Source organism: Thermoanaerobaculia bacterium (assembly GCA_018057705.1).
Lineage (GTDB): Bacteria > Acidobacteriota > Thermoanaerobaculia > Multivoradales > JAGPDF01 > JAGPDF01.
The window spans coordinates 16,336-38,237 of the sequence record JAGPDF010000003.1; the positions used below are offsets into that span (position 1 = coordinate 16,336).

The 21,902-nt window shown below is 68.8% G+C and carries 17 protein-coding genes; 8 read left to right on the plus strand and 9 right to left on the minus strand.

Annotated features, from left to right (window positions below; translation table 11 throughout):
* Nucleotides 1-10: 10 nt before the first annotated feature.
* Complete coding sequence (locus KBI44_01415) at nt 11-1,966, minus strand: alkaline phosphatase family protein (protein MBP9143117.1); 1,956 nt, start codon at nt 1,964-1,966, stop codon at nt 11-13.
* A 181-nt stretch (nt 1,967-2,147) separates the two neighbouring features.
* On the opposite strand from KBI44_01415, the gene KBI44_01420 reads away from it, so the two are divergent.
* The gene (locus KBI44_01420; protein ID MBP9143118.1) at nt 2,148-4,412 is read left to right on the plus strand and encodes a S8 family serine peptidase; all 2,265 of its coding nucleotides are present in this window, start codon (nt 2,148-2,150) and stop codon (nt 4,410-4,412) included.
* 52 nt (nt 4,413-4,464) lie between these two features.
* On the opposite strand, the gene KBI44_01425 is transcribed toward KBI44_01420, so the two are convergent.
* The 3 genes from KBI44_01425 to KBI44_01435 form a co-directional block, all read right to left on the minus strand.
* The gene (locus tag KBI44_01425) at nt 4,465-5,964 is read right to left on the minus strand and encodes a hypothetical protein (protein MBP9143119.1); all 1,500 of its coding nucleotides are present in this window, start codon (nt 5,962-5,964) and stop codon (nt 4,465-4,467) included.
* Nucleotides 5,965-6,149: 185 nt separating this feature from the next.
* Nucleotides 6,150-8,012 carry a VCBS repeat-containing protein gene (locus tag KBI44_01430; protein ID MBP9143120.1) on the minus strand — a complete coding sequence of 621 codons (1,863 nt, stop codon included), beginning with the start codon at nt 8,010-8,012 and terminating at the stop codon, nt 6,150-6,152.
* A gap of 42 nt (nt 8,013-8,054) precedes the next feature.
* Complete coding sequence (locus tag KBI44_01435) at nt 8,055-9,143, minus strand: DUF1028 domain-containing protein (protein MBP9143121.1); 1,089 nt, start codon at nt 9,141-9,143, stop codon at nt 8,055-8,057.
* Between the two features lie 44 nt (nt 9,144-9,187).
* On the opposite strand from KBI44_01435, the gene KBI44_01440 reads away from it, so the two are divergent.
* On the plus strand, nt 9,188-10,369 hold the full coding sequence (locus KBI44_01440; protein MBP9143122.1) for a hypothetical protein: 1,182 nt from the start codon (nt 9,188-9,190) through the stop codon (nt 10,367-10,369).
* 12 nt (nt 10,370-10,381) lie between these two features.
* Here KBI44_01440 and KBI44_01445 read toward each other — a convergent pair whose 3' ends face one another.
* Nucleotides 10,382-11,770 carry an aspartate aminotransferase family protein gene (locus tag KBI44_01445; protein ID MBP9143123.1) on the minus strand — a complete coding sequence of 463 codons (1,389 nt, stop codon included), beginning with the start codon at nt 11,768-11,770 and terminating at the stop codon, nt 10,382-10,384.
* Nucleotides 11,771-11,798: 28 nt separating this feature from the next.
* On the opposite strand from KBI44_01445, the gene KBI44_01450 reads away from it, so the two are divergent.
* The 6 genes from KBI44_01450 (at nt 11,799) to KBI44_01475 (ending at nt 17,065) form a co-directional block, all read left to right on the plus strand.
* On the plus strand, nt 11,799-11,954 hold the full coding sequence (locus KBI44_01450) for a hypothetical protein (protein MBP9143124.1): 156 nt from the start codon (nt 11,799-11,801) through the stop codon (nt 11,952-11,954).
* On the plus strand, nt 11,954-13,111 hold the full coding sequence (locus tag KBI44_01455) for an ABC transporter ATP-binding protein (protein ID MBP9143125.1): 1,158 nt from the start codon (nt 11,954-11,956) through the stop codon (nt 13,109-13,111). The genes KBI44_01450 and KBI44_01455 overlap by 1 nt, the downstream gene beginning before the upstream one ends.
* A gap of 22 nt (nt 13,112-13,133) precedes the next feature.
* Nucleotides 13,134-14,336: a spermidine/putrescine ABC transporter substrate-binding protein gene (locus KBI44_01460; protein MBP9143126.1), complete on the plus strand. Its 1,203-nt coding sequence runs from the start codon at nt 13,134-13,136 to the stop codon at nt 14,334-14,336.
* 8 nt (nt 14,337-14,344) lie between these two features.
* Nucleotides 14,345-15,190, plus strand: coding sequence for an ABC transporter permease (locus KBI44_01465; GenBank protein MBP9143127.1), 846 nt, complete (start codon nt 14,345-14,347; stop codon nt 15,188-15,190).
* A complete protein-coding gene (locus KBI44_01470) occupies nt 15,187-16,014 on the plus strand; it encodes an ABC transporter permease (protein MBP9143128.1) in 828 nt (275 codons plus the stop codon). The genes KBI44_01465 and KBI44_01470 overlap by 4 nt, the downstream gene beginning before the upstream one ends.
* Nucleotides 16,015-16,141: 127 nt before the next feature.
* The gene (locus KBI44_01475) at nt 16,142-17,065 is read left to right on the plus strand and encodes a transporter (GenBank protein MBP9143129.1); all 924 of its coding nucleotides are present in this window, start codon (nt 16,142-16,144) and stop codon (nt 17,063-17,065) included.
* A gap of 18 nt (nt 17,066-17,083) precedes the next feature.
* Here the strand turns inward: KBI44_01475 and KBI44_01480 are convergent, their stop codons facing one another.
* The 4 genes from KBI44_01480 to mqnC form a co-directional block, all read right to left on the minus strand.
* Nucleotides 17,084-18,007, minus strand: a complete 924-nt coding sequence (locus KBI44_01480; protein MBP9143130.1) for a TerC family protein — start codon at nt 18,005-18,007, stop codon at nt 17,084-17,086.
* A 580-nt stretch (nt 18,008-18,587) separates the two neighbouring features.
* Entirely contained in the window at nt 18,588-19,520 is a 933-nt protein-coding gene (locus KBI44_01485; protein ID MBP9143131.1) for a transposase, read from the minus strand.
* A 195-nt stretch (nt 19,521-19,715) separates the two neighbouring features.
* Complete coding sequence (locus KBI44_01490; GenBank protein ID MBP9143132.1) at nt 19,716-20,609, minus strand: cytochrome c; 894 nt, start codon at nt 20,607-20,609, stop codon at nt 19,716-19,718.
* 36 nt (nt 20,610-20,645) lie between these two features.
* Nucleotides 20,646-21,830, minus strand: a complete 1,185-nt coding sequence (gene mqnC, locus KBI44_01495) for a dehypoxanthine futalosine cyclase (GenBank protein MBP9143133.1) — start codon at nt 21,828-21,830, stop codon at nt 20,646-20,648.
* Between the last annotated feature and the right edge of the window lie 72 nt (nt 21,831-21,902).

A 21,902-nucleotide genomic window follows, 5' to 3' on the forward strand; every position in this document is an offset into this window, starting at 1 on the left:
GAGGTCGACTCTACGGCATCGGCTCGACGAGCATGGCCGCGGTCGATTTCTGGTTGCCGTCGTTGGCGGCGGCGGGGATCCGCAGCAGGCGGGTGAGGAGGGGGTAGACGTCGACGTTGTCGAGCGGCGGCGTGGTGAGTCCCTTCTTGAACGACGGGCCGGCTGCGATGAAGATGCCGTGCATGTCGCGCTCCGCCGGGTCGTAGCCGTGGTTGCCGAGTGCAGGATTCGGCTTCGCTCGGGCTGCGGCGAGGTCGGCGCGGGTCGCGAAGATCGTCCAGCCGGCGTCGGCCCAGACGACGACCTCCGGGATCCGGCGATGGGCGCGATAGTGGAGCCGTTCGGGCATGGCGCCCTTGCGCGCGGCGTGCAGATGCGGGTGCGCGCCGGTCAGCCGGCGCACCAGAGCATCCTCCGTTCCCGGCTGCGGGCGGAGCAGGCCGAAGACCGAGAGGTCGTCGATTGCGACTCCGGCCACATCGACGAAGTCGGCGAGGACGATCGAGCGCTTGGGGTCGACTGCCGTCATGCCGTGATCGGAGACCACGATCCAGTCGATCGCGTTGGCGAGTCCACGCGCCGCGACGCCGGCGCGCAGGCGGGCGAGCAGGCTGTCGACGTGCGCCACGGCGGCGGCCGCCTGCGGCGAGGCGGGACCGAAGCGGTGGCCACCCGAATCGGGCTCGTCGAAATAGAGCGTGATCAGCCGCGGCCGCTTCTCGACCGGAAGATCGAGCCAGGCGAGGACTTCGTCCACGCGCTTCTCGTCGGCGACCGTCTCGTCGTAGCGCCCCCAGTAGGTCGGCCGGACACCTCCGATCGCCGCCTCCGACCCCGGCCAGAAGGAGGAGGCCGTCACCCGGCCGGCGCGCTCGACGCCGACCCAGATCGGCTCCCCCTCCCACCAGCGGCCGTCCTCGACGGCCGCGCGATCGGCGAGCGAGAAGGCCGCGTTCCACTCCGGATCCCACATCGTGTTGGCGATGATGCCGTGATGCTCCGGGCGCAGTCCCGTGACCAGCGTGTAGTGGTTGGGGTAGGTCTTCGACGGAAAGGATGGCACCAGCGATTCGGCGCGCACTCCCTCTGCCGCGAGGGCCTGGAGCGCGGGCGCCCCATGGAGCTCGGGATAGTCCCAGCGAAAACCGTCGAACGAGATCACGAGGACGATGGGAGCGGGCGATGGGGACGGAAGCGTCGAAGTGATCGGCGGCTGGGCCGGCAAAACCGACCCAACGGGGCTCGTCGCAGCTGAGGGAGCATCGAGAGCCCAACTCTCGCGATTGCCGAAGGCGCCGGTCTGCAGTCCGGGAGAAAGATGTCCGACGTCGCCGACGGCGAGGACGCGCACCATGCCTTTGCCGTCGATCGAGAGCACGGTGATGCTGGCGTGGCCGATCGACATGCCGAGCCAGGCCTCGGAGTCGACCGCGAGGGCGCGCGTCACCAGCCAGCGGATGACGTTGCCGTGCGCGACCACGAGCTCGCGGCGATCGCCGCCTCCGGAAGAGACCGGAACCAGCAGCCGCGCCGCCACGCGCTCGAGCTGCGCGCTGCAGGCGGCGAGCTCTTCCGGCTTCTCCTTCGCCATGATGTCGGCGCGCCGGGTCGGCGGCGTGCACTCGGCGAGGTCGGGATCGATCGTCAGCGCGCGTCCGCCCAGCTGGGTCGCGATCACCTCGGCCGTCTCGCGTGCCCGGGTGAGTGGACTGGCGACGATCGCGTCGAAGGTGAACGGCAGACCACGCAGCCGGTCGCCGGTGAGCCTCGCCTGTGCGACGCCGATCGGCAGCAGCGACCGACCCACCGCCTCGTCGCGCGGATCGTCGATGTCGTACGCGCCGTGGCGGACCAGATAGAGCGTGCGCACGCCGGCCGGGGGCGCGACCGAAGGAACCGCGGCCTGGGCGCTGAGATCCGCCGCCAGGCCCAAGGCTGCGAGCCACAAGGCAAACACAGTCAGCAAGAGAGAACGCCTCGTCCCCCGGTTCATGCCGTTCTCCGCGCAGTTTCGCCTGGACGCATGGCAAAGCTCCTCGACTGGAAGGTTGCAGGCCGCATCTGGTTCCAGATTATCAGCGCCCCGAGCGCCGAAGACGCACTGGGTTAGACTCCCCGGCCTGCACTGGCGCTCCGGAGACTCGCGAATGACTCGGCTGCCTACCCTCTTTACTGGAGCTTTTCTCCTTTGCTCCGCCGCGTCGAGCTCAGCCGATTCGTTCCTCCGCCTGCCGCCGGCGACCGAGATCGCCGGCTGCGGGGTGCATCCGACTCAAGTCATCGACTACGGTACTTTTCTCTGGGCCGTGATCTCCGACGACGAGGCTGCACGCCTTGCGGCCGCCGGCCGCTCCGATCTCCTCGTGGCCGACGCCGGCCAAGTGCGTGTGCCCGGCTTCGCCTTCGATCCGCTGCGCGACGGCGAACCGGCAGGCGAGCCGGCCACGGCAGCTGACTCCGGCAGCTCCCTGCAGCTGGTGCAGCTCCTCGGTCCGCCGAAGAGCGAGTGGCACGCCGCGCTCGAGCAGGCCGGCGTTCGCGTCCTGCAGTACTACCCGCACAACACCTATCTCGTCTGGGCCGACCCGGCGGCGGCCGGGCGCGCCCGGTCTCTGCCGTTCGTGCGCTGGGCGGGAGCCTTCCAGCCGGCCTACAAACTCGGCAGCGCCCTCGCGGGCCGCACCGGGAAGATCGCCAACCTCGTCGCCTTCGTCTATGCGGACGGCGTGAGCAGCGCCGTCGTCGATGCTGTGACGGCTATCGGGGGAAGGACCGTGCGCGTCGCGAAGGCCTCGGCCGACGGCGCCTTCCAGACCATCGAAATGCCGGCCGACGCTTCGGCGATCGCCGCGTTGGCCCGGAATCCGAACGTCATCTGGCTCGGGGTTCGCAGCCCGCGCCCGGTGCCCGAGGACGAGATGTCGGACCAGATCGTCGCCGGCAACCACCCCGGCGGCGTGCCGGCGATGGGCTACCTGGCGCACCTCGCGACCCTCGGAGTCGACGGCACCGGAGTGACCTGGGCGATCTCGGATACCGGCGTCGACTGGGACCATCCGGACCTCGCGTCGCGCCTCGTCGGTGGCTACTCGCCGCCCGATGGCGACTGCATCGTCCCCGGCCAGCCCGGCAGCGACTGCCCGGGTGGCGGGCACGGCACCCACGTCGCGGGCATCGTCGCTGGCGACGCCGCCGCCGGCTTCACGGACGGCGGCGGCTTCCTCTACGGCCTCGGTATGGCGCCGGCGGCGAGTCTCTTCGCGCTCAACGTCTTCGCCGACTCGGTCGCGCTCGACGATGCGACGAGGATCGCCCTCGCCGGCGGCGCCATCGGCTCCAACAACTCCTGGGCCACGAGCGCCGGGAGCGGTTGGGGCTACACCGCCGACGCCCGCCTTTCGGACATCCTGGTGCGCGACGGCAACCTCGACACGCCGTCCTTCGCCGAGCCGTTCCTGCAGGTCTTCTCGGCAGGAAACTCGGGGCCCAACCCTTCGACGATCACCGAGCCCAAAGAGGCCAAGAACATCCTCAGCGTCGCGAACAGCTGGAACGCCCGCCGCGGGAACATCGATACGATCGCCTCAGGCAGCAGCCGGGGCCCGGCGATCGACGGCCGGACCCTGCCGACGGTCACCGCCCCGGGCTCGGAGATCGCCTCGACGCGCAACGACACCGCCGGCAGTTGCTCAACGGCGATCGCCGGCACCAGCAACCGCTACGCATTGTGCTCCGGCACCAGCATGGCCAGCCCGCACGTCGCCGGCGCGGTCATCCTCGCGACCGAATGGTGGCGGCAGAATCATGCCGGCGCCGACCCGAGCATGGCGATGGCCAAGGCGCTGCTGGTCAACGGCGCCGTCGACATGGGCACCGCCGACATTCCGAACAACAACGAAGGTTGGGGACGGGTCGACATCACGCGGGTGATCCAGCCGGGGTGGTCGATCGTCCACTTCGACCAACAGAACGTCTTCAACGGCACCGGACAGCAGATGACGAGACAGTTCGAGATCGACGATCCCGGGCAGCCGTTGCGGGTGACGCTCGCCTGGTCCGACGCCCCGGGAGCGGCAGGAGCCAATCCAGCGCTGGTCAATGACCTCGATCTTCAGGTCGTGCACGGCGCCCAGACCTACCGTGGGAACTTCTTCGCCAGCGGCGCCTCGGTTCCGGGCGGCACCGCCGACAGCCTGAACAACCTGGAGAACGTCTTCGTCTCGTCGCCGCTCGCCGGCCCGGTGACCATCACGATCACTGCCAGCTCGATCGGCGGCGACGGCGTGCCGTACAACGGTTTCCCGACCGACCAGGATTTCGCGCTCGTCTGTTCGAACTGCCGCCTGCAGGAGCTCTTCTCCGACGGCTTCGGGACCGCCGACACCTCGGCCTGGTCGCTCGCCTTCCCCTGAGGGCCGGCGCGTTCCGGAACCGGATCCGCCCTCCCAGCGGACCCGGGCAGCCCTACTCGGGGAGCGCGCGCAGGAGGATCAGGCGGTCCCGGCCGTTGCCGTCCCCCTGCACGGCGAGGAGCTCCGGACCGGGTCGCCCGTCGAGCTCGACGGCTCCGAGCGGCTCGGCGTCAGGGTCGACGTTCTTCACTCTTGCACTGTCGCCGCCGCCGCCGAGTGCGATCGTCACCTCTTTGGGCGCCCTCGGATCGGCGAGAGCCGGGATCGACGCCGCGAGCTCGCTGCGCTCGGCGACGGCGCTCCGCCCGGCGGGAGAGAAGCGCCGCAACTCGATCCTGCCGTTGCCGACCAGGAGCAGACCGGGCGCGGGCTCCGCGACGAGCGCCCAGCCGGCCGGAGCCTTCTGGATGTCGCTGCGATGCGGGCGGCTCTCGAACCGCCCGCCGCCGCTCCCCCGCCACCACTGCACCACCAGGTCGGTGCCCGAGAGGCCTTCGGGGAAGGCGGCGAGGAGGTCGTCGCGGCCGTCGCCGTCGACATCGCCGAGTGCCAGGGCCGTCTCGTGCCATCGCTTGCTGTCGAGCTCCACCGCCAGGGTGGGAGGGGATCCCGATCGCGTGCGATCCGCGGCGAGCGCGAGCACCCGGAGCCGCTGGCGCTCGAAGAGGTTGAGCTCGTCGGTCGCCTGCGTGCGGACCACCAGCACCGGTACGCCATCGATCTCGAACGGCCAGCTCTGCTCGACCGATTCCGGGCCCGGGAGTGCCGCCCAGACCTCGACGGGCGGCGCGCCGGCGGCGCCGCCTTCGATCAGGACGCCGCGCAGACGCGTCCCCCCGACGACCTCGGGACCGGCGAAGTAGAGCTCGCCCGGGCCCGACCGCACGCGCGCCACCGGCGGACTCGACAACCGCAGGCCGGTGGCGGTCCGCGCTACGGCGAACGGCAGCGCGACCTCGCGGCTCATCGCCATCGCCAGTCCCTCAGCCGATCTCCCGGACTGGGTGCCAGCCGCTTTCCAGAGCCGCAGCCGGCCCGGCTCGACAGCAGCGAAGCCGTCGTCTGTTCCCCGCCTCAGGAGTCCGGAGTCGGGCTGGCGCAGGTCGCGACCGCCCAGATCGAGGAGCGGCCGTTCGACGAGCCCCGGCGGCCCGGGCGTTGCTCCTTCGAGCTCCGCGAGGGAACCGAGATCGACCCACCGTCCCGTGCCACCGGCGACGAGGTGCACCCCGGGAGCCGGATCCAGCTCGACGGCCGAAAGCGACTCGATCCAGCCGCTCAGCCCCTCGGCGAGCGTCTCCAGCCGCGCCTCGGGCTCGAGCCGCAACCGGAGCAGGCGGCGAGGGCCGTCCGGTTTGCGGGGCGGTCGCACCAGCAGCAGGAGCCCATCGTCCTTCGCAGCCACCTCGGGTGAAAGCGCCGCCACGAGGGCTCCTCCCAGATCGACGATCCAGCGCTCGGACCTCCCCTCGGCGACCACGGAGATCCCCGGCGCCACGACCCCCGACCCCGGCGGCAGAGCGGCCAGGCGGGAGCCGCTCGCGACCGCCACGCAGGCCAGAACCGCAACGGCGCCACCCAGATGCCGCAGGGGCCCCTTTACCAGCAGCCTTTGCTTCTCCTTCTTCGAGTCGTGCGTCTGGCACCTTTCGCTGCTGCAATTGCGTGACGAAGGAGTGGAGTCGGAACGCGACCGATGCGTTTCGCTTCGCTCAACGCATCCTGCGTTTTCCCTACTCACCGAGGGCTCCCGGAAAGATAGAGATCGAGCGCCGCGCGCGCTCCGATCGCCTTGCCGCCGATCGGTTGGGTGACGGCGAGGTCGCTCCTGCCGTCGCCGTCGAGATCGGCGACCGTCACCAGTGCGGCGTCGAGCGGCTCGCGTTCGAGGGTGACGACGAGATCGGGCTCCGGCGCGTAGCGGGCGCCCGGCTGGCCGCGATGGATCGTCACCTTGCGGCCGCGACCGAGCTGCAGGAAGTCGGCACGGCCGTCGCCGTCGAAGTCGCCGGAGAACGACGAAAGCTGGCCGAGCGCCAGGCTGTCGAGCCGCAGGCGCAGCTCGCCGGCGAGATCGAGACCGGTCACCGGACGAAACGAGAGCCCCTCGCCCTGGCGGTAGACCCGGAAGTCGAGCCCGAGCTTGATCGACTTCGTGGCCAGAACCCGCATCGCCTCGAAGAGCGAGAAGTCGAGTGTCAGCGCGACGAGGTCGAGCCTGCCGTCGCCGTCGAGGTCGAGCACGCCACCCGGGAGAGAGAATCCGCCGCCCTCCTCATCCTCGCCCCCCTCTCTCCTGCCGCCGCCCTCGAAAACGTAGCCCTCCACCGTGAACTCCGCCTTGGGTGCCGGGTTCCATCGCCCATCCCCGCCCAGGGCGTGCACGCGGATCCGGGCATGCGGCCGCTTCGCCTCGGCGAGCTCCGCCCGCATCGAATCCTTGGCGTTGGGGATCTCCTCCGACGTCACCACCTCGGCCGGCCCGTCGCCCTCGAGATCCCCCAGCCAGGCGACCTCGCGGCTCGGCGCCTCTTCCTTCTTCTTTTCCGAAGCGGACTCCGACGCCGCCGTGGCCCCGGCGGCGACTGTTGCGACGGCCCACCCGGGCAGCGGATCGAAAACCGGGCCGAAGCGACCCTCACCGAGGTTCAGCCGGCCGCGGACGCCGCTGCCGGCGCGCTCCGGATCGCGAAAGAGCAGGTCGGGCAGGCGATCGCCGTTGAGGTCGAGCACCTGCGGCAGGAGGATGTCGGCGACGACGCCGAGCGACCGGCGTGCGCTCCGCCCGGCGCGTTCCGCCTCGGCACCGGCCTCGGACGCCCCTGCCTCATCTTCGGGCGGCGCGACGAGTGTCGCCGCCGTCGCGCTCAGCCCCTCGGGCGTCGCGAGGTACACCTCGAGCCCCCCCGCCACCGGCACGAAGAGATCGGAATCCCCGTCCCCATCGAGGTCGTCGATCAGGCCGCTCCGGGCGAGAAAGGAGGTGCTGCCGGCAAAGATCGTCCGAGCGGCGATGCGTGGCACGAGCTCGAGGGAGGGGCCCGTCGCCCCGATCGGCTCGATCGCTCCTGTCGCACCCTCGGACGGGTTGTCGCCTTCACCGACCAGCACGACCTCTGCGACACCGTCGTCGGTCCAGGCGACGAGTGGCGCCGCGGCTGGTCCCGCCGCGACCGCGTGGACGCAGGGCGGAAGCTCGAGACGCAGCGGAGCTGCGGCATAGGCATTCGGGCCTGAGGGGGCACCCGTGGAAGCGGCGCCAACGCCCTCGGCGAGGCCGAGGAAGACCAGCAGCTCGCGGCGGTCGAGCACCGTCGGAACGACGGTCAGCACGTCGACGAAGGTCCCCTCCTCGTCGACCTGCATCGGCTCCTCGATGCCGACCTCGCCCCACGAAGTCGAGGCGACGACCACGGCGAGATCGCGCCGCCCGTCGCGGTCGAGATCGACGGCGAGCGAGAGCACCGGCACCCCCGGCAGCTCCAGGCGCTGATGACGGAGCGCGAGCTTCGCCGGCGAGGCGGGCAGGGGGCCGGCCGTGGCGAGGCCGACCGCCAGAAACAGGGCGGCGAGGACAGAGCTGTCGCGCGAGAGTCTCATTCCAGTGTGACTACGTTCGGGCGGCCGATTTCTAACACGAACCTAACGATGAAGGCTCGGCTTCCACCGGCCGGTGCGAAAGACCTCGCGGATGTCGGCCAGCACTTCGCGGTCGATCCTCAGCGTCTCACCCTTGGCGAGATCGATCTTCTGCACGTTCTCGACCCGGATGTCGTAGTTCTCCCAGCCCATGTAGTCGACGAGCAGCTTCTGGAAGCGCGCGTCAACGACTCCGCTGGCGGGGCCCTTGTCGAAGCCGCGTTGCATCCAGATGGTCTGGATCTCGCGCGCGATCCCCTCCGTCACCGGGATCATGTTCTCGGGGCGGGAGCGGGTGAAGTAGAGCCGGTTCAGCGCATAGAGGCGCTCGAGCTCGGCGATCGGCGTCGCGTGGTCGTAGACCGAGATGTCGATGAAGTTGTCGAGGCCGTCGTAGCCGGCGCCTTTGCGCACCACGAGGAGGGCCGCGCTCTGTTCGCCACGCTGGTCGCCCCCCGCCTTGCCGCCGGCGACGAGCGCCGCCATCAGGCGGTCGGCGAGCTCACCGGTCGCCGCCTCGTAGGCTCGCGCCATCGCTTCGACGGTCGCCTCCGAAACCAGGATGTTGCCCTGGATGGCGAAGCCGCTGCCGGCGACGACCTTCCCGACGCCCGCGCCCGGGCCGACCGCTTGCGCAGCGGCGCCCGCCTGCCCGACCCGCCCGCCGGCCCAGCCGAAGCACTCCTTGCCGCTCCAGGTCGCGGCGTTGCCGCGGGCATCGACGATGCCGACCTGGCGCTGCTCGCGCAGCGGATCGTTGCGCAACAGGATCGCGAGCGCCTCCTCTGCCGTCGCGCCGCGCTCGAGCAGATCGAGACCGTCGTCGCCGAACGAGACCTTGGCGAAGCTCTGGGTCGCGACCGCCCCGACTCCGGCTCGCGCCCAGGGCACCACGGCACGCACATTCGGGAACTTCGACTGCACGGCGATTCCGAGATCGCCGGTCGCGGGATCGAGCGCCACGATCGAGAAGGTGGAGACGAAGGGGTCTCCGCCGGAGTTGGTTTCAGCCGCGACCTGCACCGCCGCGCAGGTGATTCCCGTCAGAAAAAAGGCCTCCAGCAGAAAAACGACTCCCGGGCGCTTTCGCATGTCGGCGACGATAGCGCAGCCCGGGCATGCTAGCGTCTCGCTGCTTGTCGCTCCTCGAGCCGCGTTCCGGTCGCTTTTTTGCCGCGCTGGGCTTCGTCGGCGTCGTCGCCGTCGCGGCGCTCGTGAACCGCGAGGCGCTGCTGCAGCCGATGCCCCAGCAGGACGAGCCGAGCTTCGTCGAAGCGGCCGAACTGATGGCCGCGGGGACCTCCCCCTACTCGCAGGCCAAGTACAACTACCCGCCTCCCCTCGCCGCTCTGGGAGCCCTGGCGATCGATCGCGGCGGCACGGGGCTCCTCCTCGCCCTGATGCGCGGCACGAATCTCCTCGCCGTCGCCGCGCTCGCCATCTACGCCGCCGGTTTCGCCGGGCTCCCGCCGCGCCGGCGCTTGCTGCTCGCTGCCGCGATCGTCGCGCTGCTGCCGATCGTTCACTACACCTTCTGGATCGGCAACACGACTCCGATCGCCGGAGCGCTCGCCATCGCCGGATGGAATCTCGGCAGCCGCAGGCCCTGGGGCGGTGCGGCTCTGGTCGGCGTCAGCCTGGCCTACAAACCGATCGCGCTCGCCGGCGCGCTCTACCTCTCGGCGCGCTGGCTGGGCGACGCGCTACGTTCGCCGCGCCGGCTCGTCGAAGCGCTCGCCTGGCTTCCCGTGGCGGCGCTCTGCGTGGCGCCCTGGGCCGGCGAGCTCGCGGCGATGGCCCGGCGGATGACCGAGCCGCCGGTCTTCTCGTCGCGCAATCTCTCCTTTCGGCGCATCTTCGACGGCTTCGGAGTCGAGGTGCCTGCCGCCGCCATCACGTTGACGGTGCTCGCCGTGGCGCTGCTCGCGGCGCGCCTTCGCCCCCGCCGCCCTGTCGACGAGATCGACCGCCAGCACACCGCCCCGGTCGTGGCGCTCCTCGCCCTGCCGGTCGCCTGGGCGCACGGATTCCTCTTCGTCCTGCCGCTGCAGGTCGCTGCGGCCCGTCGCTATTGGGAACGCCGTGCCCTGCGTCGGCAGCGGTCATGGCAGGCGCTCGCCGAGCGTTGGGGGGTGCCGCTGGGCCTGGCGCTGATTCAGGGCAGCGCCAGCGCCGGAGTCGAGTTCGAGGCCCCCGAATGGGTGCGCGCAGCCCTGATCCTCCTCCCGATGCTGGCGCCGGCGGCGCTGCTCGTCTATCTCAGGAGGGCGGGATCTCCGGAGTCCTTGGCCGGCGGGCTGGAAGGGAGAGCCCCCTGAGCCCCGCCCGGCTCAGGCCACCAGGGCGTCGCAGAAGCTCGAGAAAACTTCGATGTAGAGGTCGATGTCGGCGTCGCTATGCTGCAGCGACAGCGTCCACTGCTCCTCGTCGCCCGGCGTCATGAAGATGCCGCGGTTCAGCAGCCAGGGGTAGGAGGCCGCGAAGAGCTCGGGCAGGGTGTCGAGGAAGTCGCGATAGTTCGTGAGCGGCGTCGGGCGGTAGGAGACGCAGCCTTTGGCCCCCAGGTCGATGGTGTGCGCGGGCAGCCCGGTGCGGTCGATCGCCGCCTGGCAGCCCGCCACGAGGCGGCGGCCGAGCTCGGCGAAGCGGGCGTAGGCTGCCGGCGTGAGAATCTCCCGCAGCAGCACCAGGCCGACATGGGAGACGAGCGGGTTGCCGTTGTAGGTGCCCATCTGCGAAACGCCGCGTTCGATCAGGCGCATCAAGTCCTCGCGGCCACCGAACGCCGCCGCCGGCAACCCGCCGGAGATGGCCTTCGCCAGGCAGACGAGGTCGGGCTGTACACCGAAACGCTCGGTGGCGCCGCCGGGCGCGATCGTGAAGCCGGTCTTGATCTCGTCGTAGATGAGGACGACGCCGTGCTTCGTGCACAGCTCGCGCACCCGCTGGAGATACCCGGGCTGGGGCAGGACGATGCCGATGTTCATCATCGCCGGCTCCAGGATCAGGCAGGCGATCTCTTGCCCCCGTTCCACGAACAGCGCCTCGAGCAGCCCGGCGTCATTGAACGGCACGACTTCGATATAGCGGTGGGCATCCTTCACCAGCCCCCGGGAGACCGGCGACTTGGCGGGCCGTTCCCTTCCCCCCATGGTGTCGGCGTTGGGAAGGACCGAGAACATCACGGCGTCGTGGTGGCCGTGGTACGAGCCTTCGATCTTGCAGACGACGTCGCGCCCGGTGGCCGCCCGGGCGACCCGGATGGCGTCCATCGTCGCCTCGGTGCCGGAGTTCGCGAAACGGAGCATCTCGAGGCCGAACCGCCGGCAGATCTCCTCGCCGAACTCGACCGCCTCTTCGGTGGTGACGGCGAAATGCGTTCCCCGGCTGGCCGCCTCGGCAATCGCCTGGACGATGCGCGGGTGGGCGTGCCCGGTCACCATCGCCCCGAAACCGCCGTGGAAATCGAGGAACTCGGTGCCGTCCTGGTCCCAGACGTGGCTGCCCCGGCCGTGCGAGACGTAGACCGGATACGGATAGCCCTTCTGGAAGGAAGAGACCACGCCGAACGGCAGGATCCTGGCGGCGCGCTCGAACAGCTTCGCGGAGGCGGGTGTCCGGTCGAGCAGGCGCCGCATCTCGCTCCCGGCGATTTCGTGGGCACGCTCGAGCAATCTCTTGGATTCCTGGGTCCGGGGGGTGGGTATCGGCGTTGTCATGGGCTATCTTCCGCGTAAGGAAACTGAAATGAGCGAACTCTTCGCCGGGCAAATGGGGTCCGTGACCGCGGCCGTGGGCGGGAAACGATGGCTGATTCTGGCGATCGGCATGCCGAGCGTCAACTGCGGCCTCGCGTGCAACTTCAGGGTCGCGGGCAGGCCGAAGCGCGGAGAGAAGACCTGATGACGACGACTGCGCCCGGCGCCCTTCCCCCGGTCATCGACCTCGAGCACGTCACCAAGCGGTTCGGCAGCTTCGTCGCCGTGCACGAGGCGCACTTCACGATCGGCAAGGGCGAGTTCTTCTCGATGCTCGGACCTTCCGGTTGTGGCAAGACGACGACCCTGCGCATGATCGCCGGCTTCGAGCAGCCCACCAGCGGCCGCATCCTGCTCGAGGGCAAGGACGTCTCGCGGGTGCCGCCGTACCACCGCAACGTCAATACGGTCTTCCAGCACTATGCGCTCTTCCCGCACATGTCGGTGCGCGACAACATCGCCTTCGGTCCGCGCAGCCAGGGCCTGCCCAAAGCCGAGATCGCGAAGCGCGTCGGTGAGATGCTCGAGGTCGTGCGCCTCTCTTCCATGGCCGACCGCCGCCCGGGCCAGCTCTCCGGAGGTCAGCAGCAGCGTGTCGCTCTGGCTCGCGCCCTGGTCAACTATCCGAGCGCACTGCTGCTCGACGAGCCGCTGGGCGCCCTCGACCTCAAGCTCCGTCAGGCGATGCAGATCGAGCTCAAGCGCATTCAGCGCGAGCTCGACATCACTTTCATCTACGTCACGCACGACCAGGAAGAGGCGCTGACGATGTCGGACCGGATCGCCGTCATGTACGAGGGGCGCGTCGATCAGCTCGGCACGCCGCGCGCGATCTACGACGAGCCCGAGACCCATTTCGTCGCGACGTTCATCGGCGTCGCCAATCTCCTGCCGGCAAGAGTCGTGGGCACCGCCGATGGTCGGCACGCGGTGGAGATCGCCGGGCGTCCACTCCAGGTCCCCGCCAAGAGTACCCGCTTCGCCGCCGGCGACGCCGTGACGCTCGTGCTCCGCCCCGAGCGCCTCACGCTCTCGGTGGATGCGCCCGACTCGGCAGCGGCCCTCCCGGCGACTCTCGTCAGTACGATGTTCCAGGGCCCGGTGGTGCGTTGCGGCTTCGAGCTCGCCGACGGCACCGATGTCGTCTGCCACTTCGACCATCGGGAGGCCGCGACGATGCCCGAACCGGGCAGTGCCTACTGGATCAGTTGGGAGGCCGACGCCGGCAGGCTCCTGCCGGGGGTTTCCACGCCGCCTCCGAAGCTGGGAGTCCCCGACACAGCGAAATTCGCCGTCCGGTGATACCGACCATCAAGGAGAAACGATGAGCGAACAGGACAGGAAGCGCGAGCAGGAGACGATGTTCCAGCGGTTCTTGCAGGAGGCGCAGAGTCGGCGGCAGTTCCTCGGGCGTTCGGCCTGGGCGGCGGGCGGCCTCGCCTTCGGCGGCGGCCTGCTGGGCGCCTGCGGCAAGAAGGCCGCCGAAGCCCCCGCGGCGGCACCCTCGACGGCGGCCGCGACGGCGCCCAAGGGCCCGCTTCGGATCTCCAACTGGCCGTTCTACATCGACGAAAAGACCGTTCCGGATTTCACGGCGGGGACCGGGATCGCCGTCGAGTACAGCGAGGACGTCAACGACAACAACGAGTTCTTCGCCAAGATCGACGAGCCGTTGAAGCGCAACCAGTCGATCGACCGCGACATCGTGATCCTCACCGACTGGATGGTCGCCCGGATGATCGCGCTCGGCTACTGCGCGCCGCTCGACGACGCCATCTTCCCGAACAAGACCAACCTCCTCGACTCGCTGCGCGACGTGAGCTTCGATCCGGGCAGGAAGTACAGTGTGCCGTGGGTTTCGGGCATGGTCGGCATCGGCTACAACCCGAAGAAGACCGGACGCGAGCTCACCAGCGTCGAAGACCTCTTCGATCCCAAGTTCAAGGGTCAGGTCACCATGCTGACCGAGATGCGCGACACTCTCGGCCTGATCATGCTCGGCCTGGGCGCCGATCCCACGAAGGCGACGCTCGCGGATGCCACCGCCGCCTGCGCGAAGGTCAAGCAGGCGCGCGAGAGCGGCCAGGTTCGCGCCTTCACCGGCAACGACTACGCCGCCGACCTCGCCGCCGGCAACATCTCGGTGGCGATCGCCTGGTCCGGCGACATTCAGGGCCTCGCGGCGGACAATCCCGACCTCGTCTGGTTCGCGCCCAAGGAGGGCGCGATGCTCTATTCCGACAACATGCTGATTCCGAAGACTTCGGACCGGCTCGACGCAGCGCATGCCTGGCTCAACTGGTGCTACGACCCCGCCCACTCGGCTCAGATCGTCGCCGGAGCACCCTACCTCTCGGCAGTCAAGGGCGCCGGCGAGGAGCTCGCCAAGATCGCTCCCGACCTCGCCAAGAGCCCGCTGGTCAACCCGCCCGACGCCCTGCGCGCCCAACTGCGCGTCTTCCGCGCGCTCTCCGACGCCGAGGACCAGGAGTTCAACCGGGTCTTCCAGGACGCCATCGGCGCCTGACGGCAGAGATGGCAGGAACTTCCACCGGGGGCGGAAGGCGCTCGCCTTTCGCCCCCTACCTGCTGATCGCGCCAGGCGTGCTCTGGCTGGCGTTCTTCTTCCTGGTGCCGCTCGTCACCCTGGCGCGCACCTCGCTGCCCGGCGGCGGCCTGCCCTGGTGGACCGGATACCTGCGGGCCTTCGATACCTACGGCGAGCACTTCGCGCGTTCGTTCGGCTACGCTCTGGCCGCGACGGTGATCGCCCTCCTGTTCGGCTATCCGCTGGCCTACGTCATGGCCTTCCGGGCCGGCCGCCTGCGCAACTTCCTGCTCGGGCTTGTGATCCTTCCTTTCTTCACCACCTTCCTGGTGCGCACCCTCGCCTGGAAGACGATCCTCGGCGACAACGGGTTCGTGGTCGAGGCACTCAAGTGGCTCCACCTGCTGCCCGAGGACGGCCGCCTGCTCAATACCCTGGCGGCGGTGGTCGGCGGCCTGACCTACAACTTCCTGCCGTTCATGATCCTGCCGATCTACGTCAGCCTCGAGAAGATCGACCGCCGGCTGATCGAGGCTGCGGCCGACCTCTATTGCAGTCCGGCGCGCGCCTTCGCCAAGGTCGTCCTGCCACTCTCGCTGCCGGGAGTCTTCGCCGGGAGCCTCCTCACCTTCATCCCCGCCTCCGGCGACTTCATCAATGCCGAGCTTCTCGGGAGCCCCAACCAGCAGATGATCGGCACGGTGGTCCAGAACCAGTTCCTCGAGGTGCGCGATTATCCGTTGGCCTCGTCGCTCTCGTTCCTGCTGATGGCCGTGATCATCCTGGGCGTGCTCTCCTACGCCCGCGCCCTGGGCACCGAGGAGCTGGCATGAGCGCTCCCGGCGCCGCCGATCCGGTCGCCTCGGGCTGGCGCGGGCGGGTCCTCGACGTCGTCGCCGGCCTCGTTCTGCTCTATCTCTTCGTTCCGATCTTCGTCATCGTTCTCTACAGCTTCAACCGGCCTTCCGGGCGCTACAACTTCGTCTGGAAGGCGTTCTCGCTCGAGGCCTGGCGCGACCCGTTCAAGTACTCTTCGCTGGTCGACTCGATGAAGCTCTCGCTCGAGATCGCGGCGATCTCGACCAGCGTCGCCATCGTCTTCGGCGCGCTGATCGCGCTCGCCCTCTGCCGCTACCGCTTTCGCGGCAGCCCGGCGATCGATCTGCTGCTCGTGCTGCCCTTGACGACCCCGGAGGTCGTCCTCGGCTCGGCGCTTCTGTCGCTCTTCCTGCAGCTCGACACGCGATCGGGCTTCGCCACGGTCGTCATCGCCCACATCATGTTCCAGGTGAGCTACGTCGCCCTGACCGTCAAGGCGCGGATCCGCGGCTTCGACTGGAGCCTCGAAGACGCAGCAATGGACTTGGGCGCCAAGCCCCTGCGCGTCGTCTGGAAGGTCACCCTGCCGCTCATCGCGCCCGGAATCGCCGCCGCCGCGATGCTCTCCTTCGCCCTGTCGATGGACGACTTCATCATCACCCTGTTCAACGCCGGCAGCCAGGTGACCTACCCGCTCTACGTCTACGGCGCCCAGCGCTCCGCCTACCCGCCGCAGATCAACGTCATGGCGACAGCCATCCTCGTCGCGAGCCTCCTCGTCCTCGGCATCACCGTCCTCTGGCAACGCCGCACCGAATCCCGCCGCGCGGGCGGCTGACCTCGACCGGCGGGCGGGGAACCTCGGGGCCGCCGGGCAGCCTTCGATAGACTTCCAGCACTTGAGAAACCCCGAACTCTCGTCCGGCTCGTCGGCATCGAGCTCATCGGCGCCAGCGACGCCAGCGGTGGATCGCAACGACCTCGGCTTCGGCTCGGTCGTCGCGCGGCAGAGCCGCGATCGGCTGCTGAATCGCGACGGATCTTTCAACGTCCGGCGCGAGGGGCTCGGCTTCTTCCAGTCGCTATCGCTCTACCACTCGCTGCTCAATATGAGCTGGCCGCGCTTCCTGCTGGTGCTGACGGGCGGCTTCCTCACCGTCAACTTCGTCTTCGCGTGCATCTATTTTGCCGCCGGACCCGACGCGCTCTCGGGACTCCACTGGACGACGACCGGAGGCCACTTCCTTGGCTGCTTCTTCTTCTCCGTCCAGACCTTCGCCACAATTGGGTACGGCAGCATCGCGCCGGCGAAGCTCTCCGCCAACGTCCTGGTCGTCGTCGAAGCGGTCACCGGCATGCTGCTCGTGGCGCTCGGCACCGGCATCTCCTTTGCGCGCTTCGCCCGTCCCCGCGCACGGATCCTGTTCAGCGAGCAGGCGGTGATCGCGCCTTACCGATCCCCCGGCGGATCCAACATGGCCTTCGAGTTCCGCATCGCCAATGCGCGCCAGAACCAGCTCACCGACGTCTCGGCCCGCGTGCTGTTGGCGCGGCGCAAAACCGGAGGCGACCGCGAGTTCCTGCCGCTCAAGCTCGAGCGCGAGAGCGTTCTCTTCTTCCCGCTCTCCTGGACCATCGTCCACCCGATCGACGAGGCGAGTCCGCTGCGCGGCCAGACGGCAGATGATCTCCTGGCGGCCAAGGCCGAGTTCCTGATCCTCCTCTCCGGCAACGACGAGACCTTCAATCAGGTCGTGCACGCGCGCTCCTCCTACGAGGCCTCGGATCTCGTCTGGAACGCCCGTTTCCAATCGCTCTACAATCCGACCGCGGCCGACGGCGGCATCAGCATCGACGTCGGCCGACTGTCGGCGATCGAGCGGCTCTGAACCTCCATTCGGGCTCCCTCAGGCCGCGTTCGCCCGCGCCTTGAGCAGTGAGGCGGCTATGGCGACAGTCAGGATCAGGGCGATGACGCCGAGGGAGATTCCCGACGGGATCTTCAGCCAGTCGACGAGGGCCATCTTCACGCCGACGAAGACCAGGATCGCGGCAAGGCCGAGTTTCAGGTATTCGAACTTGTGCATGACGCCGGCGAGCAGGAAGTAGAGCGAGCGCAGGCCGAGGATGGCGAAGACGTTCGAGGTGTAGACCAGGAACGGATCGCGCGTCACGGCGAAGATGGCCGGGATCGAATCGACCGCGAAGACCAGATCGGTGAACTCGACCATCACGAGCACGAGGAAGAGCGGCGTCGCCGCCAGCCGGCCGCCCTCGCGCACGAAGAAGTTCGCGCCGCGGTAGTCGGAGGTCACCGGCATCAGCCGCCGCACCAGCCGCACGACCGGATTCTTCTCCGGCTCGAGGCCATGCTCCGGCGTGAACGCCATCTTGATACCGGTCAGGACGAGGAAGGCGCCGAACAGGTAGATGATCCAGTGGAAGCGGCCGAGAAGCGCCGCACCCGCCAGGATGAAGGCGGCGCGCATGACCAGGGCGCCGAGGATGCCCCAGAAGAGCACTCTGTGCTGGTACTGGTCGGGGACCTTGAAGTAGGCAAAGAGCAGCGCGATGACGAAGATGTTGTCGATCGAGAGCGACTTCTCGATCAGATAGCCGGTCAGAAACTCGACCCCGGGCTGCGGCCCGAGGAATTTCCAGACACAGAGATTGAAGACCAGCGCGAGGGCGATCCAGACCGCGCTCCAGATGGAGGCCTCGCGCAGCGAGACGGCGTGCGCCTGGCGGTGGAAGACGCCGAGGTCGATGGCGAGCATCGCCAGGACGAAGAGGTTGAATCCGGCCCAGAGCCAAAGCGAAGTGGGTTCCATGCATCTCTCCAATCGGAAAGAGGCGCGGGAAACGCAAAAAGCGAGACCCCGCGGCACTCTCGTGTCGCAGTGGTCTCGCCGTGTCCCTCGTGGATCGGGGCGACCGGGGATCCTCTCCCGTATTGACGATCACCCCGCCTGGCTCCGGAGACTCCCCCCGGGCCGGTCGGCTACTCCCCACCCTGCGCGGGGATTTTATCCGAACCTGGTCCGACGGCGCCCCGGGCGGGTGACGATCGCGTTACAGCCGGGCGGTCAGCTCGTCGGGGGCACGGGGGTCGAGGTGCAGGAGGTGCAGGAGCCATCCGATTTCCTCCGAGGAGCCATCCGATTCCCGAGAAAAGCGATTGGAGGCTCGAAGATGCCGCACTCTTCGACGGCGCCAGCTCCTGAGTATTGCGGTTTTGGACCATTAGGGCAGCCAATCGGGAGGTTTGGGCTGGCAGCGGCGTCTTGAAACGCGACTCCGCGCTGAGTTTCCTCGCGGTCGGGCGCGAAGTGGCACCTGGAGGACGAGCTCTCCGCCGCGGAGGCCGTTTCGCCTCCATAACTTGGAGCTTGGCTGGATCTCCCGTCGTCGCTAACCGCCTCGGGCGGCGGCTCGGACCGGGAGCGGCGGGGGAAAGGCACCGGCGGGGAACTCGACGTCCATTGCGCCCTCCCGCAGCCGGCGGGCGGCGTAGCGGTAGGCGTCCAGGAAGGCGAAGTAGGCCGTGCGGAGACCGCGACGAACCCCCGGAGCCACGGCATGCACCAGCGGCGCTGGGCCCTTCTTCATTCGGTTGGGCTCGTGATGAGGGTCCTGCCGGCAGACGGCCTCCGGTCCGAGCGGCGGGATCCCGGTTTCCTCCTGCCGCAGCTGGGCGTCGGCTTCGATCTCCGCGATCAGTTCCCGGACTCGCGCTCGGTACTCCTCCGGCGCGAGCTCCTGCCAGCAGGGAAGCGGCGCCAGGCTGAGCTCCTCGCGCTCGAGGAAGTCCTGCGGATCGAGCGGCAGACTCTTGCGCTGCGCCCTGGACTCGGTCGTCCGGTCGCGCCAGTGACCGGAGACGGCCGTCCCATCGGCCAGGGCGCGGGCGCAGTGGACTCCGGGCCAGTCGTAGGGCGAGGCGACGAGCCCCTCCTTGACGCCCTGCGCCAGGACGTACTGGAGCCGGCCCACCTGGGCCGCTTCTTCCTCGGAGACGATGACCGCATGGTAGCGCTGGCCCCAGAACTTCTCCCGCCAGCGCGCGAGGCGCCCGGCCTCGCGGGCGAGATTCGAGTTCAGGTAGTTCATGAACTCGGCGAGCTGCTGGGCGTCGGCGACCCTGACGAGCAGGTGGTAGTGGTTGGAGAGGAAGGCGAAGGCGTGGACCAGGAGCTCAGCGAGGCGCGCTGCGCGGGCCAGGACGCCCAGCGTAACGTCGTTCAGGCCCGGCGAGGGACGCAGGAGCAGGCGACCCTGGATCGTCCGGCAGGTGATCTCGACCAGGGCCCCTCCGGGAGGTATGTACCGTAATCTGCGTGACACTGAAAGGAAAGACGTAAAAACCTCCGACAATCTGGCGTCGGAGGCTCGAGATGCCGGTTTGGAAAATCGGGTGGCACCTCAAGAGTTTGGAAAATCGGGTGGCACCTCGAGGCCTCAAGAGAGCGGGGCTCACACCCCGCGTGCCGGTCGGCTACTCCCCACGCTGCGAGCGAACTCTCTGGCAGCCGGAAGGTCTCAGCTTGATCCCGCGGCCACGGTCGAAGCCCGCGCCGGCTGCGCCGCGAGAAAGCGCCAGAGAGCGCGCTGCTCGTCCTCGTGCATCGAGCGCAGCATGCCCCAGGGCATCTCTTCGTGCTCTCGCCCGTCCACCATCTGGAGGAAAATCTCCTCGTCCCATTCTTTGAGCGGGCCGCCTGGCGTGAGGTTCCCGGCCAGGTACTTCTTGGGTCCCGGCGTCAGTTGGCCGGAGAGATCGGCGCCGTGGCAGTTGCGGCAGCCGAAAGTGCGCGCGATGTACTCGCCGTTCTCCGCCGTCGCACCCGGGGGCGGCTGCGCCGGCCGTGCCGCCTGGTGATCCATATAAAGGAACGGGACCATGCTGTCGAGCTTCCCGGCGCCGAGGAGAGCCTTGGCGAGCACGCTCGGACGCGGCGCCGGCCAGTCGCGGTCGACCGGCGGCAGCGACTTGAGATAGGCGACGAGGTCGCCGGTGTCGTTGTCGCTCAGGAAGTAGAAGACCTCGGACGGCATGACGATCAGCGCCCGGCCCTGCGCATTGACGCCATGGCGGATGGCGCGCACCCAGGTGGCGTCGTCGGCATAGCTGCTCCCGAGCCCGCCCCGGCCCCGCGTCAGGTTGGGCCCGTTCACGACCATGAACGAGGCGTCGTCGATGAATTTCTTGCCGCCCAGGTCGTCGCCGTGGCAGAAAACGCAGCGGGTACGGGCAAGATGGGCGCCGCGCTCGATCGCCGCCGGATCGCTCGGAACGGCGACGGTCTCGACGGCGACCGTGCGCGTCGCCGAGAGCTTGCGCCCGCCGAGAAAGACCAGGACGGCGACCAGGACGACAAGAGCGCCCGCGACGGTGGCGAGCGAAATACCTATCCACTTCAGGAACTTGCGCATCGATCCCCCCGGAAAGTGCGACGAGATTGCAAGTGCTCAGCCGACGACGGCGAGCGGCGAAGCCAGCGGGCGATTCTCAGGCGTGAGGGCGTGCCGATATTGGCGCGCCAACGCCGCAGTCTCCTCCCGGGTGACGAAGCGTTCGTAGAGATTCGTCCGCTGCTTCGGCTCGAAGCCGGCGGCGCGAATGAGGTGCTCCATCTCGTCCTGGGTCATCTTGTGATGCGTACCCGCCGCCGAGACGACGTTCTCCTCGATCATGATCGAGCCCATGTCGTCGGCGCCGAAGGCGAGGCCGGCCTGGCCGATCTTCTTCCCCTGGGTGACCCAGGAGGACTGCAGGTGCTGGACGTTGTCCATGAAGAGACGCGAGACGGCGAGCGTCTTCAGATACTCGTCGGCGTAGACCTCGGGGATCCCCTGCAGGTCGGTGTGCTCGTCCTGGTAGGTCCACGAGATGAAGGCGGTGAAACCACCGGTCTCGTCCTGCAGGTCGCGAATGCGCTGGAAATGCTCGACACGGGCCGCGAGCTCCTCGCCCATGCCGTACATCATGGTGGCGGTGGTCCGCATGCCGTGGCGGTGCGCCTGGCGCATGATGTCGATCCACTCCTCCGGCGACGCCTTGGGGTAGGCAAGGACCTCTTTGCGGATGCTGTCGGAGAGGATCTCGGCGCCGCCGCCCGGAATCGACATCAGGCCGGCCTCCTTGAGCACGCCGATGACGTCGAAGAACGACATCCGTTCCTTCTTCGCGATGAACTTGATCTCCGGCGGCGAGAAGCAGTGGCGGTGGATCGCCGGATAGGTGTCGCGCAGGAAGTGCAGCAGGTCGACGTAGTAGGAGAGCGGCAGGTCGGGGTTCACGCCGCCCTGCATCAGGACGCCCGTGCCGTTCAAGGCCAGCGTCTCCTCGATCTTCCGCCCGATCTCCTCTTTCGGGAGGAGATACCCCTCGGGGTCGCCCGGCGCGCGGTAGAACGCGCAGAACCGGCACTTGTAGACGCAAACGTTGGTGTAGTTGATGTTGCGGTCGACGTTGTAGGTCGCGACGGCGGGGTCGTTGTGGCGGTCGCGGACCTCGTGCGCCGCCGCCCCCAGAGTCAGCAGATCGCCGTCGAGGAGGAGCCGGTGGGCGTCCCCCGCCGAGATCCGCCGTCCGGTCAGGGCATCTTCGAGAATCTCGGGCACGGCACGGGAGGAGGGGGCGAAGTCGCTCATCGCGCGAATTCTACCAGCGCCCGGGAGAAAAAAAGGGCCCGCCACCCCTCTGGGGGTAGCGGGCCTGGGGGA